The 16,397-nt window shown below is 70.2% G+C and carries 14 protein-coding genes; 7 read left to right on the top strand and 7 right to left on the bottom strand.

Annotated elements, in window-relative coordinates; translation table 11 throughout:
- Positions 1-116: 116 nt before the first annotated feature.
- Positions 117-704 carry a TetR family transcriptional regulator gene (locus ACWEOI_RS15755; protein WP_433666357.1) on the top strand — a complete coding sequence of 196 codons (588 nt, stop codon included), beginning with the start codon at positions 117-119 and terminating at the stop codon, positions 702-704.
- Here the strand turns inward: ACWEOI_RS15755 and ACWEOI_RS15750 are convergent.
- A complete protein-coding gene (locus ACWEOI_RS15750; RefSeq protein ID WP_452360019.1) occupies positions 701-1,579 on the bottom strand; it encodes an alpha/beta fold hydrolase in 879 nt (292 codons plus the stop codon). The genes ACWEOI_RS15755 and ACWEOI_RS15750 overlap by 4 nt on opposite strands.
- 77 nt (positions 1,580-1,656) lie before the next feature.
- On the opposite strand from ACWEOI_RS15750, the gene ACWEOI_RS15745 reads away from it, so the two are divergent.
- Positions 1,657-5,007, top strand: coding sequence for a BTAD domain-containing putative transcriptional regulator (locus ACWEOI_RS15745; RefSeq protein WP_452360018.1), 3,351 nt, complete (start codon positions 1,657-1,659; stop codon positions 5,005-5,007).
- 14 nt (positions 5,008-5,021) lie between these two features.
- On the opposite strand, the gene ACWEOI_RS15740 is transcribed toward ACWEOI_RS15745, so the two are convergent.
- Entirely contained in the window at positions 5,022-5,861 is an 840-nt protein-coding gene (locus tag ACWEOI_RS15740) for an NAD-dependent protein deacetylase (protein ID WP_433666354.1), read from the bottom strand.
- 125 nt (positions 5,862-5,986) lie between these two features.
- Between ACWEOI_RS15740 and ACWEOI_RS15735 the strand changes: the two genes are divergently transcribed.
- Positions 5,987-6,778: an SDR family oxidoreductase gene (locus ACWEOI_RS15735; RefSeq protein WP_452360017.1), complete on the top strand. Its 792-nt coding sequence runs from the start codon at positions 5,987-5,989 to the stop codon at positions 6,776-6,778.
- A gap of 18 nt (positions 6,779-6,796) precedes the next feature.
- Here the strand turns inward: ACWEOI_RS15735 and ACWEOI_RS15730 are convergent, their stop codons facing one another.
- Complete coding sequence (locus ACWEOI_RS15730) at positions 6,797-7,801, bottom strand: 1-aminocyclopropane-1-carboxylate deaminase/D-cysteine desulfhydrase (protein WP_452360016.1); 1,005 nt, start codon at positions 7,799-7,801, stop codon at positions 6,797-6,799.
- 115 nt (positions 7,802-7,916) lie between these two features.
- On the opposite strand from ACWEOI_RS15730, the gene ACWEOI_RS15725 reads away from it, so the two are divergent.
- A complete protein-coding gene (locus ACWEOI_RS15725; protein WP_452360015.1) occupies positions 7,917-8,780 on the top strand; it encodes an SDR family oxidoreductase in 864 nt (287 codons plus the stop codon).
- 22 nt (positions 8,781-8,802) lie between these two features.
- Positions 8,803-10,107 (top strand): FAD-dependent oxidoreductase, encoded by a 1,305-nt coding sequence (locus ACWEOI_RS15720; RefSeq protein ID WP_433666351.1) that lies wholly within the window; start codon positions 8,803-8,805, stop codon positions 10,105-10,107.
- 6 nt (positions 10,108-10,113) lie between these two features.
- Here the strand turns inward: ACWEOI_RS15720 and ACWEOI_RS15715 are convergent, their stop codons facing one another.
- Entirely contained in the window at positions 10,114-10,779 is a 666-nt protein-coding gene (locus tag ACWEOI_RS15715; protein WP_452360014.1) for a TetR/AcrR family transcriptional regulator, read from the bottom strand.
- 70 nt (positions 10,780-10,849) lie between these two features.
- Here ACWEOI_RS15715 and ACWEOI_RS15710 point away from each other — a divergent pair, with 70 nt between their 5' ends.
- Positions 10,850-12,268, top strand: coding sequence for a cytochrome P450 (locus tag ACWEOI_RS15710; protein WP_452360013.1), 1,419 nt, complete (start codon positions 10,850-10,852; stop codon positions 12,266-12,268).
- 39 nt (positions 12,269-12,307) lie between these two features.
- Here ACWEOI_RS15710 and ACWEOI_RS15705 read toward each other — a convergent pair whose 3' ends face one another.
- The gene (locus ACWEOI_RS15705; RefSeq protein WP_433666349.1) at positions 12,308-13,276 is read right to left on the bottom strand and encodes a TY-Chap domain-containing protein; all 969 of its coding nucleotides are present in this window, start codon (positions 13,274-13,276) and stop codon (positions 12,308-12,310) included.
- A 159-nt stretch (positions 13,277-13,435) separates the two neighbouring features.
- Here ACWEOI_RS15705 and ACWEOI_RS15700 point away from each other — a divergent pair, with 159 nt between their 5' ends.
- Complete coding sequence (locus ACWEOI_RS15700; RefSeq protein WP_433666348.1) at positions 13,436-14,227, top strand: 3-oxo-5-alpha-steroid 4-dehydrogenase; 792 nt, start codon at positions 13,436-13,438, stop codon at positions 14,225-14,227.
- 18 nt (positions 14,228-14,245) lie between these two features.
- On the opposite strand, the gene ACWEOI_RS15695 is transcribed toward ACWEOI_RS15700, so the two are convergent.
- Entirely contained in the window at positions 14,246-15,517 is a 1,272-nt protein-coding gene (locus ACWEOI_RS15695; RefSeq protein ID WP_452360012.1) for a diguanylate cyclase domain-containing protein, read from the bottom strand.
- A gap of 33 nt (positions 15,518-15,550) precedes the next feature.
- Positions 15,551-16,360, bottom strand: coding sequence for an SAM-dependent methyltransferase (locus tag ACWEOI_RS15690; RefSeq protein ID WP_452360011.1), 810 nt, complete (start codon positions 16,358-16,360; stop codon positions 15,551-15,553).
- Between the last annotated feature and the right edge of the window lie 37 nt (positions 16,361-16,397).

The raw sequence follows: 16,397 nt of genomic DNA, 5'->3' as shown, positions 1-16,397 counted from the left end.
ACCTCCTGCTTCGCCTCGACCATCCGCAACCAAACGGTTGCAACTGAATGGTTGGAGTTTGCCACAGCCGCGAGCCCAACCGCAACCATCCGGTTGGAGATGGTTGGATGGACCCCATGGCGTGGGATACCGAGAGAACCAGACGACTGCTGCTCGAGGCGGCCGTCCACGAGTTCGCCGAACGCGGGCCCGACGGCGCCCGGGTCAATGCCATCGCGACCCGCGCCGGCATCAACAAGGAACGCATCTACCAGTACTTCGGCGACAAACGCGGCCTGTTCGAAGCCGTCCTCACCGACCAGCTGGAACAGCTCGCCGCGGCCAGCCCGCTCTCCGCCGGCACCGCCGGGGACCTCGCCGAGTACGCCGGCCACGTCTTCGACTTCCACCACACCCACCCGCAGTTCCTGCGGCTCATGTACTGGGAGGGCCTACAGCCACAGGCCGGCGAGCTGCCCGCGGAGTCGGCCCGGGCCTCGCACTACGCCGACAAGGTCGCCGCGTTGGCATCCGCGCAACGGGCCGGGACGCTGCCCGACGATGTCGCGCCCGGCTATCTGCTCTACGCCGTCGCGGCGCTGGCGGCCTGGTGGTTCGCCGCGCCGCAGGTGGTCCGGATGATCCTGGGCGCGGACACCGACAATCCCGAGACCCTGCGCGCCGCGCTGGTCGCGCTGGTCCGCCGCCTCGAGGTCCGGGACTAGCGTCGCATCAGATCACGCAGCTCGCGCACGATGTCGTCGGGCGCTTCCTCGGCCATGAAATGGCCGCAACCGACGGTGCCGTGACGTAGGTCCGGTGCCCAGGCGCGCCACAGGGCGGCGGCGTCGAAGCCGAGGAAGGAACCCCAGTCCTGCTGCAGCACGGTCACCGGCATGCGCAGGGTGCGGCCCGCCTCGCGGTCGGTCCGGTCGTGCGCGAGATCGATATTCGCCGAGGCGCGACAGTCGGCCACGATCGACGGGACCGCCGCGCGGCAGGCGGCGAGGTAGGCCGCGCGGATCTCGCCGGGAATGGCGTCGGGGCGCTGGGTCCAGCTGTCGAGGAAGTGGCCGAAGAAGGCGTCCGGGCTCGCGCCGATGAGCTGTTCGGGCAGTCCGGCCGGTTGGGCCATCAGGTAGAGATGGAAACCGATGGCGCCGGTCACGCCGTGCAGGACATCCCACATGTCGAGGGTCGGCAGCACATCCAGCGACGCCAGGTGGGTGACGTGCCCGGGATGATCGAGCGCGGTGCGGATGGCGACCAACGCGCCCCGGTCGTGCCCGGCCAGCGCGAAGGTCTCGTGGCCGAAAGCCTGTGCCAGGGCGACGATGTCATTGCCCATGGTGCGCTTCGAGTACGTGTCGCCATCACTGTCAAGGGGTTTGTCGCTGTCGCCGTAGCCCCGCAGATCCGGGCAGATGACGGTGTGGTCGGCGGCCAGGTCCGCGGCCACGTGCCGCCACATGAGATGGGTCTGCGGGAAGCCGTGCAGCAGCACGATGGGGCTGCCGGATCCGGCGACCGCCGCATGCAGTGCGACTCCGTCGGCGACGGTGACGCGCTGGTAGTCGAATCCGGGGATGCGCGGGCTCATGGTGGTCCTTTCCAGGTGGTGCTCGGTACCGGCCGAGCTTGTCGCGACCCGCTCAGCAGCCGGTCAGCATCGGCTCAGTGCCGGGTTCGCCGGACCCGGCGATAGAGTCGGCGGACGTGGTGACCTTCGGGGTTCTCGGACCGCTCCGGGCCGAGAACGCGCACGGACCGCTGGCCCTCAAGGGCCCGCGGCACCGAGCCCTGCTGGCTCGGCTGCTGATCGCGCACGGCCGCGTGGTCCCGGTCTCGCAACTCGTCGGCGATCTCTGGGAGCGGCCGCCTCGCGACCCGACCGGAACCATTCAGACCTTCGTCTCCGACCTGCGCCGCGTCCTCGAACCGGAGCGCCCGCCCCGCGCGCCCGCCCGGCTGCTGGTCACCTCGGCGCCCGGGTACGCGCTGCGAACCACCGACGGCCAGGTGGACGCCGATCGCTTCGCGGCACTGACCCGCGCCGCCGCCGCGAACGCGCCCGCCGACCCGGCCGCGGCACTATCGGATCTCGAAACGGCCCTGGGTCTCTGGCGGGGCCCGGCGTACGCCGAACTCGCGGACCGGTCCTGGGCGCGGGCCGAGATCGTCCGGCTCGGCGAAGCGCGTTCCCAGGCAGTCGAACTCCGCGCCCGGGCTTTGAGCGACCTCGGCCGCCAGACCGAGGCGGTGCTCGCGCTCGAAGCGCACCTGCACGAGCATCCGCTGCGTGAACCGGCCTGGCACACTGTGGCATTGGCGCACTACCGGTCGGGTCGCCAGGCCGACGCGCTCGCCGCGCTGCGCGCTGTCCGCCGCGACCTCCGCGACGAACTCGGCGTGGATCCGGGTCCGGCCCTGCGTCGCCTGGAAGCCGACATCCTCGCGCAGGCACCGCATCTCGATGCCCAGGCATCACATCTCACCGCTCGGGCAACGCAGATCGACGCTGCGGACACATATCTCGGCGATGCGGCTTCTGTCGAACAGCACCGTGCCGCCGCCGCATCCGTGGGAACAGCTGTCGGCGGATCGGTGCTCGGCGGCGCGAGTGCGGCCCAGGCGAGCCCAGGCGCTCGGGGGATCTTCGTGGGACGCTCGGACGAACGGCGGCGGATCGCGGAGACGGCGGCACGGATCGTGACGACCGGCCGCGCGGAGCTGGTGCTGGTTTCGGGGATCGAGGGCGCTGGGAAAACCGCTCTCGCCGAGACGGTTTCGGCGGTGCTGGCCGAGCGCGGCTGGATCGTCGCGTGGGGATCGAGTCCCGCGGATCGCGGCGCGCCACCGAACTGGCCGTGGATCCGGATCGCGGCCCGGCTCGCCGCGGCGGGGTATGCGGCGACGGTGTCTACGACGGACACGGCGTCGAATGCCGAGACGCCAGCCGAGATCGCCGGCGCGAACAGCGGGATCGCGGACCCGGCGGTGGAGCGCTTCCGGGCCCGGCACGCGGCCGTCGACCAGCTGGGCATGGTCGCCCGCAACGCGCCGGTGCTGGTCGTCTTCGACGACCTGCACTGGGCGGGGGAGGAGACCCTGGAACTGCTCACGGCGTTGGCGACCACACCGGTCTCGGGTCCTGTGCTGCTGGTCGCCACGTATCGCGGCACCGATGTGGAGCCGGGGCTGGCGGCGGCGTTGGCGCGCCTGGCCCGGGCTGAGCCGGTACGCGTGCAACTGGGCGGACTGGACCGGGAAGCGGTCGCGGAGTTGGTCCGCGAGGTCGCGGGACCCGGGATCGACGCCGGTGCGTTGCGCCGGATCGACGCTCGCGGACAAGGAAATCCGTTCTACCTCCGGGAGCTGGCGCGGCTGTGGCGCGACGAGGGCGCGACCGCTCTGGCCGCGGTCCCCGCCGGAGTCCGGGATGTGGTGCGGCACCGGGTACAGCGACTGGCGGAGCCGCACCGGGCGGTGCTCGAGCAAGCCGCGGTCGCCGGGCCCGAGCTCGACTTCGAGGTGCTGACGGCGCTGACCGGTGACGAGCAGCTCACCGATGTGGCTGTCACCGCGGCCCTGCGTGCAGGCTTCCTCGACGAATCCGAGACGGCGGGAACATCTTTCGCGCACGCCCTGGTACGGGAGGTCGTCTACGGCGATATCCCCGGACCCCGCCGCTCGGCATGGCACGCCAGGATCGCGACGCTGCTCGAAGCGACCGGCACGGCCGATCCCGCCGTCCTGGCACACCATTTCGGCCGCGCGGCGACCCGCGCGACCGCCGCCCGCGCCGGACAGTACGCGCGCCGCGCCGCCTCCGCCGCCGAGCGGGTGTTCGCCCCGCACGAGGCGGCCCGGCTCTGGTCGGACGCGGTGACCGGGTACCGGCGCGCCGGGGATGTGCGGGCCGGACTCGAGGCGACCATGGGCCTGGTGCGCGCGCTGGCGGTGATCGGCCGGCTTCCGGAGGCGGGCAGCTCACGGGCCGAGGCGATTCGATCTGCGGCCGAACTCGGTGATCCCGAACTGACCGCGCGGGTGATCGTCGCCTTCGACGTCCCGACCGTCTGGACCGAGCCCGACGACCCGGAGCTCACCCGCACCGTGGTCGCCGCCGCCGAACGAGTCTTGCGCGAGATGCCCACCGCCGACCCGGAACTGCGCTGCCGGCTGTTCACCACCATCGCCCTCGAACTACGCGCCACCGACCCGGCCCGGGGCCGCGCCGCCGCGGAGTCCGCCGTAGCACTCGCGGCCCACCTGAACAACCCCACGCTGCGTGCCCTGACCCTGAACGCCCGCTTCCTGAACACCTTCGACCGCGCGGGCCTCGCTCCCGAACGCGCCGCCCTCGGCGCGGAACTGATCGCCGTGTCCCAGGCCGCGGGTCTGGTCACCTTCGAAGTCCTGGGCCACCTCGTGCGCATCCAGGCCCTCAGCGCCACCGCCGATTTCGACGCCGCCGACCAGCACGCCGAGGCCGCCGACGCCCTCGCCGACCGCTACGAACTCCCGCTGGTGCCCTTCTTCACCCGCTGGTACGCGGCCCTGCGCACCTCGATCACCGCAACCCTGCAGGAGGCCGAAGCCGCCTACCGCTCGGCCAGCGCCGCCCATTCCGGCACCGCCATGCCGGGCGTCCAGCGCGGCCTGCTCCCCTTGGCCCTCCTCTGCCTGCGCCTGCGCCACGGCGAACCGATCGCCCGCGAGGATCTCTCCGACCTGGGCGCGCACGCCCCGTGGGTCCGCCCCTTGGTCCTGCTCGACCGGGGCGACTCCGCCGCGGCCCGGGCCGCCCTGCTGGCCTTGCCCGCGCCGCCCCGCGATCTCTTGTTCGAACTGCGCCTGTGCCTGCTCGCCCGAGCCGCCGTCGCCCTCGGCGAGCAACCGTTGATCGCGCGTCTGCGCGACCAATTGGCGCCGGCCGCGACCGAATTGGCGGGAGCGGGCACCGGCCTGCTCACCCTCGAACCGGTGTTCTACTACCTGGCCCTGCTCGATCGGCACCTCACCTGAGGCAGGGCCCGGCTTCAGGCGACCAGGGCGTCGGCGAGGGCGGTGAGGACCGGGGCGCAACCGGTGTCGAGGGTCAGGGCCGCGAGATCGTCGGCGCGGGTGCGGCCGCGATTGACGATGACGACCGGGCGGCCGGACTTGGCGGTACGGCGGGCGAACCGCAGGCCCGACATGACCGTGAGCGAGGAGCCCACGACCAGCAGGGCGTCGGCGTCGTCCACCAGCTCGAACGAGGCGGCGACGCGCGGCTTGGGCACGGATTCGCCGAAGTAGACGATGTCGGGCTTGAGGAGCCCGCCGCAGGTCAGGCAGTCGACCATGCGGAAGGAGGAGGTGTCTGCCACCACGGCGTCGGCGTCGGGGGCGACCTCGAGGCCGTCGAGCGGAACCGATTCGGCGAAGCCGGGATTGGCGGCCTCGAGGCGGTCGGCCAGGGTCATGCGCGAGGTCAGCGCCTCGCACGACAGGCAGCGGACGCGGGCGTAGACGCCGTGCAGGTCGATCACCCGGCGATGCCCGGCCTTGGTGTGCAGCAGATCCACGTTCTGGGTGAGCAGCCCGGTCACGATGCCCGCGCGCTCCAGCCGGGCCAGCGCGTGATGCGAGGGGTTCGGCCGGGCCGCGTCCATGCGCCGCCAGCCGACGTGGTTGCGGGCCCAATACCGTTGGCGGAACACCGGATCGCCGACGAACTGCTGATAGGTCATCGGGGTCCGCGGCGGCGCGCCGGGGCTGCGGTAGTCGGGGATGCCGCTGTCGGTGGAGATGCCCGCGCCGGTCAGCACCGCGACGCGGCGGCCGGAGACCAGCTCCAGCAGTCGCTCGAACCGCTGCGGGGAACCGGGATCGGGCATGTGGCCAGCCTACGACCCGCCCGCGCTGTGCCGCCGGTCACGTCGTGTCACACCCGCGGGGCCCGCGTCGTCATCAAGGCAGGACGCCACCGCAGCGGCGGCGCGAGACGAAGGAGATGGTCATCATGGCGAAGACGGTTCTGGTCACCGGCGGCACGGGCACCCTGGGCAGCCTGGTCACTCCGCTGCTGCGGCAGGCCGGACTGGATGTGCGGGTGCTCAGCCGCAGCGCGCACGAGGCGAAGGACGGCATCGAGTTCGTGGCCGGCGACCTGGAGACCGGCGCGGGCATCGCCGAGGCGGTCGCGGGCGTGGACACTGTGCTGCACCTGGCGGGCACCACCAAGGGCGACGGCGACAAGACCCGCGTCCTGGTCGACGCCATCAATGCCGCCGGGGCGTTCCCGCACCTGGTCTACATCTCGGTGGTCGGCGCGGAGCGGGTCCCGGTGGAGAGCGCCATCGACCGGCAGGTGATGGGCTACATGGCCTCGAAGCGCGACGCCGAACTGGTGGTGGAGAACTCGGGCCTGCCCTGGACCACGCTGCGCGCCACCCAGTTCCACGATCTGCTCTTCACCATGGTGTCGGCCATGGGCAGGATGCCGGTGGTGCCCGCGTTCGATTTCCGCTTCCAGCCCATCGAAACCGGTGAGGTGGCAGCGCGATTGGTGGAACTGGTGCAGGGCGAGCCCGCCGGACTGGTCGAGGAGATCGGCGGCCCGCGCATCTACACCATGAAGGAACTCGAGCGCAGCTATCTGGCGGCCACCGGCCGTCGCCGCCCGGTGTTCACCGTGAAGGCCCCCGGCAAGGCGGCCCGGGTGTACGCGACGGGCGCGAACCTGACCCCCGAGCACGCCGTGGGGCAGCGCACCTGGGAGGACTTCCTGGCCGCCAAGCTGGCGACCGCGTGAGGGACGCGAAATCCGGTGTCAGCGCGGTCCGTTGGTGTTGAGATACACCACCGGACCGTCGCCGAACCGGCCGTGCGCGTTCATGTCCAGCAGCGCGGCCATGGCCTTGGCGGTGTAGACCGGCTCCAGGGTCATGTGCTCCCGATCGGCAGAGAGCGCCTGTGCGGTAGCGGCTTCCGGCATCGGATAGCCGTAGCCCGGGCCCAGATACTCGGTCACGATATCCAGATTGCCCGCGGGGGAGATGTTCTCGGGGATCCGCGCGCCGCGTGCGCGCAGCAGCTTCGCGCATCGCCCGGCCAGCCCGGTCAGCGTCGGCTCGTCCAGCCGCAGGGTGTCGTTGACGACCACGCCCACCACGTGGGTCTGCAGCCCCGCCAGCCGCAATCCCAGCGACAGCCCCGCCGCCGTCCCGCCCGAACCGACCGGGATCACGATGTGACTCGGTTCCGGCAGTTCCCCGGCCCGGACCTGCTCGGCCAATTCCAGTGCCGCCTCGACGTATCCGATCGCACCCACCGCCGACGACCCGCCCGCCGGCAGGAAGTACGGCGGCCGGAATCCGGTGAAATGCCGCGCCAGCAGGTACGGCGCGCTCAGGATGGTCCGGGCCTTGGAGTGGGTGAAGTGCAGCTCCGCGCCCGAGTCCCGCAGTCGCTTCAGCTGGGCGCGCACATGGTCGTCCTCGGGCTGATCGATCAGTGCCAGAACGGTTTTCAGTCCGTGCTCGCGCCCGTAGAGCGCGGTGGCCAGCCCCCAGTTGGTGCCGAGCCCGCCCACGGTGACGATGGTGGTGCGGCGCTGCCGCAGCGCGTCGGGCAGCAGCCATTCCAGCTTGCGCACCTTGTTGCCGCCCCAGCCGCCGTCGCCGAACACGCTGTCGTCCTTGAGCCAGATCTCCGCGCCGCCCTTGCAGGCGGTGTCGAGGGCGTCCAGTCGTCGCACCGGTGTGGGGCTCGTGCCCAGTGCCAGGTGCGGCAGATTCGCCTCGAGTTCGGGATGGAGGCGGTACAGGTGCGGCATCACCACTCCAACCTATCGATTGTCCAGTTACTCGACGAGTGTGGCGGGTAGCACAGGGACGGAGCATCCCTGCTGCTAACTTCTGAAAAGCTATTAGATACGGCAAGGAGAATTCATGCCTGGTGTAACCGATCGCGTCATCATTGTCACCGGAGCCGGTGGCGGTCTGGGTCGCGAGTACGCGCTGCTGCTCGCCCGCGAAGGCGCTCAGGTCGTGGTCAACGACCTCGGCGGCGCGCGCGACGGCTCGGGATCCGGGCACAATATGGCCGACGCCGTGGTCGAGGAGATCCGCGCGGCCGGCGGCACCGCGGTCGCCAACTACGACAGCGTCGCCACCGAAGAGGGCGCGAAGGCGCTGGTGCAGACCGCGATCGACAGCTTCGGCGCGGTGCACGGCATCGTGAACAACGCGGGCATCCTGCGCGACATGAGCTTCGTGAAGATGACCCCCGAGGCCTTCGAATCCGTGCAGCGAGTGCACCTGTTCGGCTCGTTCTACGTCACCCACGCCGCCTGGCCGCACTTCCGTGAGCAGGGCTTCGGCCGCGTCGTCATGGCCACCTCCACCTCGGGCCTGTACGGCAACTTCGGTCAGGCCAACTACGGCGCCGCCAAGATGGGCCTGGTCGGCATGATGAACACCCTCGCCATCGAGGGCCGCAAGTACGACATCACCGTCAATGCCGTGGCGCCCATGGCCGCCACCCGCATGACCGCCGACATCGCCTCGGAGGCCATGCTCGAGAAGCTGCCGCCCGCCCAGGTCGCCCCGATCGTGGCGCACCTGATGGGCGAGGACTGCACCGACTCCGGCATGGTGCTGGTGGTCGGCGGCGGCTCGGTGCAACGCGCCCAGTTGTTCGCGAACAAGCCCGTGTTCTTCAGTGAGGTCCCGAGCGTGGATCAGGTGCGAGAGAATTGGAGCCGTATTACTGATATGTCCGACGCTCAGCCCGGGGTGAACCCAGCGGGCTGAGCCTGCTCTGAGGAGCCTCGCCATGAGCGAGAACGCGTGGGACGCACTGGTTGTCGGAGCCGGAGCGGGCGGGCTGTGCGCGGCCGCCCGGCTCTCGCACCGGGGCTATCGGACCCTGGTGGCCGAACGTCTCGACCGAGTCGGCGGGCGGGCTTCCACCGCCGAGTTCGACGGATTCACCATCAACACCGGCGCTGTCGTCATCGAACTCGGCGGCATCACCGAACAGACCTTCGAGGAGGTCGGGGCGAAATTCGAAGTGCGCCCGGCGGATCCGCCGATCCTCTACCGGATCAACGGCCGCGACGTGGACATCGCCACCGGCGGCTGGGGACTGCTCATCTCCCAGCTGACCCGCCACGGCGCCCAGCTGCTCGGCGGGTCGGCCCGCGCGGAGGGGGAGTTGCCGGATCGGGAGCTGTCCACCGCCGACTGGGTGCGCCGCTACACCAAAAACGATGCGGTGCAAGGCATCTTCCGCAATATGTGCGGTTCCATCTTCGCGGTCGGCTCCGAGGAGCTGCCCGCGCGGGTGTTCCTCACCTACTTCACGCGGAAGGCGGCGTTCAAGAAGTTCGGCTTCTGCCCCGAGGGCACCATCGGCATCTGGAAGGCCCTCGCCGAGGTGGTGGAGCGCAATGGGGGAGAGGTCCGGCTCGGCAGCGAGGTGCGGCAACTGCACGTCGAGGGCGATCGGATCACCGGGGCGCGGATCAGCCACGACGGCGAAATCTCGGACATCACTTGCGCTTTCGCGGTGAGTGACATCGGGCCGTCGGCCACCATGGATCTGGTCGGCCCGGAGCACTTCCCGTCGGACTACGTGGGCAGCGTGCTCCAGCGCGACCTGCCCTGCGCCATGATCTCGGTCAACTTCGCCAGCCGCGAACCGCTGATCGACGCGCCCGGGCTGCTCAGCTTCGCCCGCACCCGGCGGCTGTGCTACGTCGCGAACTTCACCGCGACCTGCCCGGAGATGGCGCCCGAGGGCTGGCATCTCTACGTCGGCGCCGGCGTGCCCAAACCCTCGGTCGGCACCTTCGACGCCGAGGCCGAGACCGCGCTCGTGCTCCAGGATCTGCGCGAGGAGATCCCGGGTTTCGAGCGGGCCCGCATCCTGTCCATCGCCGTCACCCGCGACGACTGGCCACCCCAGCGGGCCGTCGCCGGATACGACCTGCCCCACGACACCCCGATCGCCAATCTCTGGAATGTCGGCGACGCGGTCAAGGAGTACGCCAACGGCGGCATCACCGCCTGTATGGAGACGGCGAAGATCGTCGTCGAGGAGATAGCGGACAGCGGAATCGGTCGTTCCGGAACCTGACGGTTCTCAGTCCGGCGCTGAAGTCTCGGGGAGGCGGGACCGCATGCCGGGCAGTCGATCCACCATGGCCACAACGTAATCCGCGACGATGCCGATGAGTACCGGTCGCTCGACCTTCAGGCCGCCGTCGAGCCACACCAGGATCAGCTCCGCCGCGCCGCCGGTGATGAGCTGGGCCAAGGCGGTCAGTGCGGTGTCGTCGCCTTCGGGAATGTCGAGCAGCACGCGGGTCTGCTCGATGAGCAGCTCGGCCACCCGCCGCATGCCCTCGAAGCGGCGGCGCATGAGCAGTTCGGACCCGTAGGCCTGGGCGAAGGCGATATTGGCGCGGCGCGGGTCGTCGGTGACGCCGATGATCAGCGCCGCCACCCCGGCGCGCAGTTTGGCCTCCGGGTCGCCGGGGGTGTCGGTCATGGCGGCGCGGGCCTGTTCCAGGGCCTCGCCCTGCACCTCGTCGAGCAGGGCGGTGGCCAGCGCGTCCAGGTCGGTGAACGATTCGTAGAAAAAACGCGGCCCCACCTTCGCCTGTTCGCACACCCCGCGCACCGTGAGTGCGGCCAGCCCCTGCGTGCCGACGATGTCGAGGGCCGCGTCCAGCAGCCGTCGGCGGCGCTGTTCGCGCCGCTCGTCGGTGGTGGTGCCGCGATAGGTCCCATTGGCAGCTCGCGTCACCCTGTCAGCTTGGCACAGAAATCGGGAAACGACCGTTTACGGAAACTAACGTTTCCGCTACCGTGGAGGCATGGCTGTACGAAAAGCCGTGGTGAATCATCGAATTCAATGCCGGGCCGCCGGGGTGCTGCAGCGGTACCCCACCGTGCCGCGACCGCTGGCCGCGCCGCCACCCGGCAGCGGGCTGAAACCGGTGATGGGCGATTACGGTCCGCCCGGCATCGGCTACGTGGTGAGCACCCTCGCCGATCCGCTGACCTTCAGCCGGGAGCGCATGCGCCGCTACGGCCCGGTCCAGTGGATGGGCGTGTTCGGCCGGCAGGTGGTCGGCATCGGCAGCCCCGCCGCCACCGAGGAGGTGCTGCTCGACCGCAAGCATGTGCTGTCCGCGCAACGCGGCTGGGAGTTCCTGATCGGCCCGTTCTTCCGCGGCGGAATCCTGTTGCGCGACTTCGACGATCACAGCTACCACCGGCGGATCCTGCAGCAGGCGTTCACCCGGCCCCGGCTGATCGGCTACCTGGAGCTGACCACGCCCCGCATCGTGCGCGGCGTCGACTCCTGGCTGCCCGCCCCCGACTTCCCGCTCTACGACCACGTCAAGCGGATGCTGCTGGAACAGGCCACCGTGGTGTTCGCGGGCGCGGAACTCGGCCCCGAGGCCACCGCCCTCTCCCACGCCTTCGAGGACGCGGTACACGGCGGCAAGGCCATCGTCCGCACGAATATGCCCGGCGGCGTGTGGAATCGGGGCCTGCGCGGCCGCCGGCTGCTCGAGGACTACTTCCGCCGCGAGCTGCCCGCCAAGCGGGCCGGTGACGGCCAGGACCTGTTCAGCGTGCTCTGCCACGCCGAGACCGAGGACGGCGAGTCCTTCACCGACGCCGACATCGTCGACCACATGATCTTCGTGATGATGGCCGCCCACGACACCAGCACCCTGGCCATCTCCATGCTGGCCTACGAGCTGGGCCGCCACCCGGAGTGGCAGGAGCGGCTGCGCGCGGAGTCGACGGCGCTGGGCAAGCAGACCCTCGACTACGCCGACCTGGACCGGCTGCCCGCCCTGGAGATGGCCTTCCGCGAGACGCTGCGCATGTACGCCCCGGTCGGGCAGATGGTGCGAGAAGCCCTGGAGGACACCGAGATCGCGGGCTATTTCATCCCCAAGGGCGCGCTGCTCATGGTCGGTCCGTACTCCATGATGCGCAATGCGGAGTATTGGCACGATCCGGACATCTTCGACCCCGAGCGCTTCGATCCCGCGCGCGCCGAGGACAAGTCGCACCGCTTCGCCTGGCCGCCCTTCGGCGGCGGCGCGCACAAGTGCATCGGCCGGTACTTCGGCGGCATGACGGTCAAGGCGACCATGCACCGGATGCTGCTCGGGTACCGCTGGAGCGTGCCGTCCGGCTACGAGGTGCCCCTCATCGCCGGAACCGGACCGACACCCGCGGACGGACTGCCGATCCACCTGCGTCGCCTCTGAGGCCGTCCCCGGGCCGCCCCTGACACGATGCCGCGCGGCTCACCGCACGTCGCGCGGAATCCCGAGTTCGATATCCAGATAACGTAATTCCGGATCCCGGCGGCGACCGTTGCGGAAGGCCCGGAACACCAGATCCTGCGGATGCCCGACGGTGAACACCTCGGTGAAGGTCTTCACCGTCCGCCGCGGCGCGCCGCACAGGCTCGGATTGAATCCGGCCTTGGCCAGCGGCCCCTCCCAGATGAGCGCCGCCCCGCCGGGCACGCTGTGCGGGGCGAAGCTCCAGCCCAGCTCGCGCATGCGGCGGTCGAACTCGCTCGCGCCGAGTCCGGCCACGTCCCAGCCGCTGGCCTCGTTGAAAAGCTGCCTGCCGTGCAGGAATTGGACGAAGCACGGGTCCGGGCCGGGGTGCGGGGTGCTGAGGTTGATGACGCCGTCCCAGGGCAGGGTGGTCAGCGCCCAGGCCAGCCGCGCCTCGAAATCGTCCCAGTCCGTGCACACCACGGGCTTGCCGCGTTCGCTGGGCCGGTCGGCGGGCAGGCCGTAGCTGCCGGTGCCGGGCGCGTCCATGCTCCAGGTGGCGAAGCGCAACCGGCCGCCGTCCATCCCGAGCCCGTCGCGCAGCACGGTGACCACGGATTCGGCGACGCCGCGGCGGTGGTCGACCGATTCCTCGCGCTGCCAGCCGGTGCTCCACTCCCGCGCCAGGCGGGGCTGCTGGTGCACGCGCTGCATGGCCCGCCACTGCGGATCCGGTGCGGTGGCATCGGATTCGGACGGCAGCGGGACCGGATCCCAGGTGCCGTCGGACTGCTCGCCGATCACGCGGAGCAACCGGTCGGCCTCGTCGGCGTTCTCCGGGACCGCGACCAGCACCTCGATCTCGGTGCCCTGTTGCGCGAAATGCGCTCGGCGGCCGGTGAGTTCGTCACGGACCTGAATGAAACGGGGATTCCAGCCGAGTCCCGATTCGTCCGCGTCCTCGTCCTCCTCGAGAAAAAACGGCATCCACTGAATCAGCACATCCCATCCCTGCGAACCCACCTTGCCTCCCTCCGGGGTTCTCGCCAACCTACCCGCCGGTCACCGTCCACGCCCGCCGTTGGGTACCGGTCGGGCTCGGGCTGTGGTAGAACCTGTTCTAGTTTTTCACCTGAAGGGCCACGAATGAACTGGTACACCGGCAATACCGTCTACGACACCGTGCTGACGATCGCCTTCGGTTTCGCTGCCTTCGTCCTGATCGGGGGCCTGTTCCAGCAGAGCCCGTACGGTCGGTTCGCCACCGCCAAGCTCGGACTGAACCTGAACCCGAAACTCGGCTGGTGGTTGATGGAGATTCCGGCCACCGTGGTCTTCGCGGTCGCGTACCTGAGCGGGCCGCACCGTTTCGAGCCGACTTCCCTGGTGCTGGCGGCCATCTGGATTCTCCACTACGCCAACCGCGGCTGGTTCTTCCCCCTTTCCATTCGCCAAGTGCCCGGCAAGACCAGCAGTTTCAACATCTCGGTGCTCGGCATGGGCATGTTCGTCACCGCCATGCACGGCTACCTCAACGGCGCGCTGTTCAGCCACGACTACTTCGGTCAGTACGGCACCGGCTGGTTGACCGACCCGCGATTCATCATCGGATCGATCATCTACCTCAGCGGTTTCGCGCTGCTCACCAGTTCCGAGTGGATCGTGCGGAATCTTCGCGATAAGAACAATCCGGGCGCAACGGAATACAAGATTCCGTTCGGTCTGGGCTTCCGATTCGTCACCAGCCCCACGTATCTCGGCGAGCTCATCGCGTGGGCCGGGTTCGCCATCCTCACCTGGGCGCTGCCGGGCGTGGTCATCTTCCTGATCACCTTCGGCAATCTGGTGCCCCGGGCCTTCGCCACCCACACCTGGTACCGCGAGAAGTTCTCCGACTACCCCGCGGAGCGAAAGGCCCTGGTGCCGTTCGTGATCTAGCGGCCGTGCGGCGCGGTCTCACCGACCGTGCCGCAGCGCCTTGTCGCGGTACATGGCGGTGTCCACGGCGTGCATGAGCTCGTCGACGGCGGTGGAGTCGGTGTCCACCAGCGCGGTCCCGATACTCGCGCCCACCCGCACCGACAGTCCCGCCACATCGAAGGGGTCGCGCAGCGCGGCCAGCAGGTCCTCGGACACCGAGTCCAATTCCTCCGGGCCCGAGCAGCTTTCGACCAGCACGATGAACTCGTCGCCGCCCAGCCGGGCCGCCACCCCGTGCGGCGGCACGGCCTGGCGCAGCCGCTGGGCCACCTCGCACAGCACCTGATCGCCCGCGGTGTGGCCGCGGCGGTCGTTGACCTCCTTGAAGCCGTCCAGGTCCAGGTAGCAGACGCCCACCTGGCCGGTGGCGGCCGCGAGCCGGTCGAAGAACAGCAGCCGGTTCGGCAGACCGGTCAGCGAGTCGTGGTGGGCGTCGTACCAGAGCCGGTCGGCCAGTTCCTTGCGGTCGGTGACGTCCACGGTGACCCCGACCAGGAAGCGCGGCTTGCCATCGCTGTCGCGGACCACCGTCATGGACAGGTCGATGATGGTGTGCGAACCGTCGGGTTTGGTGTGTTCGGTCTCGAAGCGGAAGCGGTCGATCTCGCCGGACAGTAAACGCTGGAAGAGACCGAACGCCTCGCCGATATTGATCGGGCCCAGTATGTCGGCCACCGGACGGCCCGGCATCTGCCCGGCCGGGACGCCCAGGGTCTCGGCCATGGCGTTGTTGACGTCGACCACCTGCCCGGTGGTGATGTCGACCGTGCCAATGCCCACCGACGCGCCCTCGAAGATGGCCTGGAAGCGGGCCTCGGACAGCTGCCTGCGGGCGTCGGCCTCGCGCGCGGCGGTCAGCGCCGCGGTCAGGGTCTTCTCCTGTTCCGACAACGCCACATTGCGCAGTCCGGCGGTGAACTCGGCCGCGAACTCGGCGGCCAGCTCGATCGCGCGATCGCGCACCGGCCAGTAGTCCTCGCAGCCGGGGTCCGGGCAGGCGTCGGTGACCAGGTCCTTGCACAGCACCAGGACCGACCGGTGCACGGTCAACGGATCCCGGTAGTTGGCGCCCACCAGGGCGCGGGCGGCGTCCCGGGCCACCGACATGTCCTCGGTGCCGCGCACCGCCGCGATCAGCCGGTCGCCGAACCCGTCGAGCAACTGCTCGACCTGCGACCGGGTGATCGTCGGCGCCACCGCGCCCTCGAGAGCGTCGGCCCATCGGACCGCCAGCTCGTGTGCTCCCACCGCCTACCCCCTGCCCCTGCCTCGTGCCCCTGCTCAGGCCTTGCGGCCCACACCCGCCAGACCGAGTGATCGGCCGGGCGCCTCGTGCTGGTCACGGTCGGATTCCGGCCGCCACAACGGCAATTCCACCACACCCGGCTCGATCGGCTCCCACTTGCCGAACAGGGCCGCGATTTGCTCGCGGGTCCGGAACTGCAGGCCGATCCTGCTGACGTCGCGCGAGTTCTCCACCAGTTTGGCGGCGTCGTCGGGGCGAGTGGCCGAGGTGAGGTGCGACAGGGCCAGGTAGCTGCCGGCCGGCACCGCGTCGTAGAGGGCGTCGACCTTGTCGGCGGGGGCGTAGTCGTCGCTCATCAGGTGCAGGACCGCGATGAGGAGAACTCCGACCGGCTGGTCGAAATCGATGATGCCGGTCCCGCGGGCCTGGGCGAGCAGCGCCTCGGGCTCGCGCAGATCGGCCTCGATCGCGGCGGTCCGGTCATTGCCCTTCAGGATGGCGCGCGCGTGCGCCACGGCCACGGGGTCGATATCGGCGTAGAGCACCCGGCACTCCGGGTCGATCGCCTGCGCCACCTCGTGCACATTGCCCGCGGTCGGGATGCCCGACCCGATGTCGAGGAACTGCCGCACGCCCTGGTCCACCAGGTACCGCACCGCGCGGCGCAGGAATGCGCGATTGCTCAAGGCCAGTCGCGGCAGGTCCGGGACCAGCGCTTTACCCGCCTCCGCGGCCTGCCGGTCGACCTCGAAGTTGTGCGAGCCGCCCAGCAGCGCGTCGTACATGCGCGCCGGGCTCGCCCGGTTCATGTCGACGCCTTCCGGTGCCCATTCCGGTCTGTCCATCCCCAAACCCTCCTAGCCGCAACGGTCGAACGCCCGC

This window comes from Nocardia sp. NPDC004340 (assembly GCF_053602575.1).
This window is presented reverse-complemented; position numbering and strand designations above follow the sequence as displayed.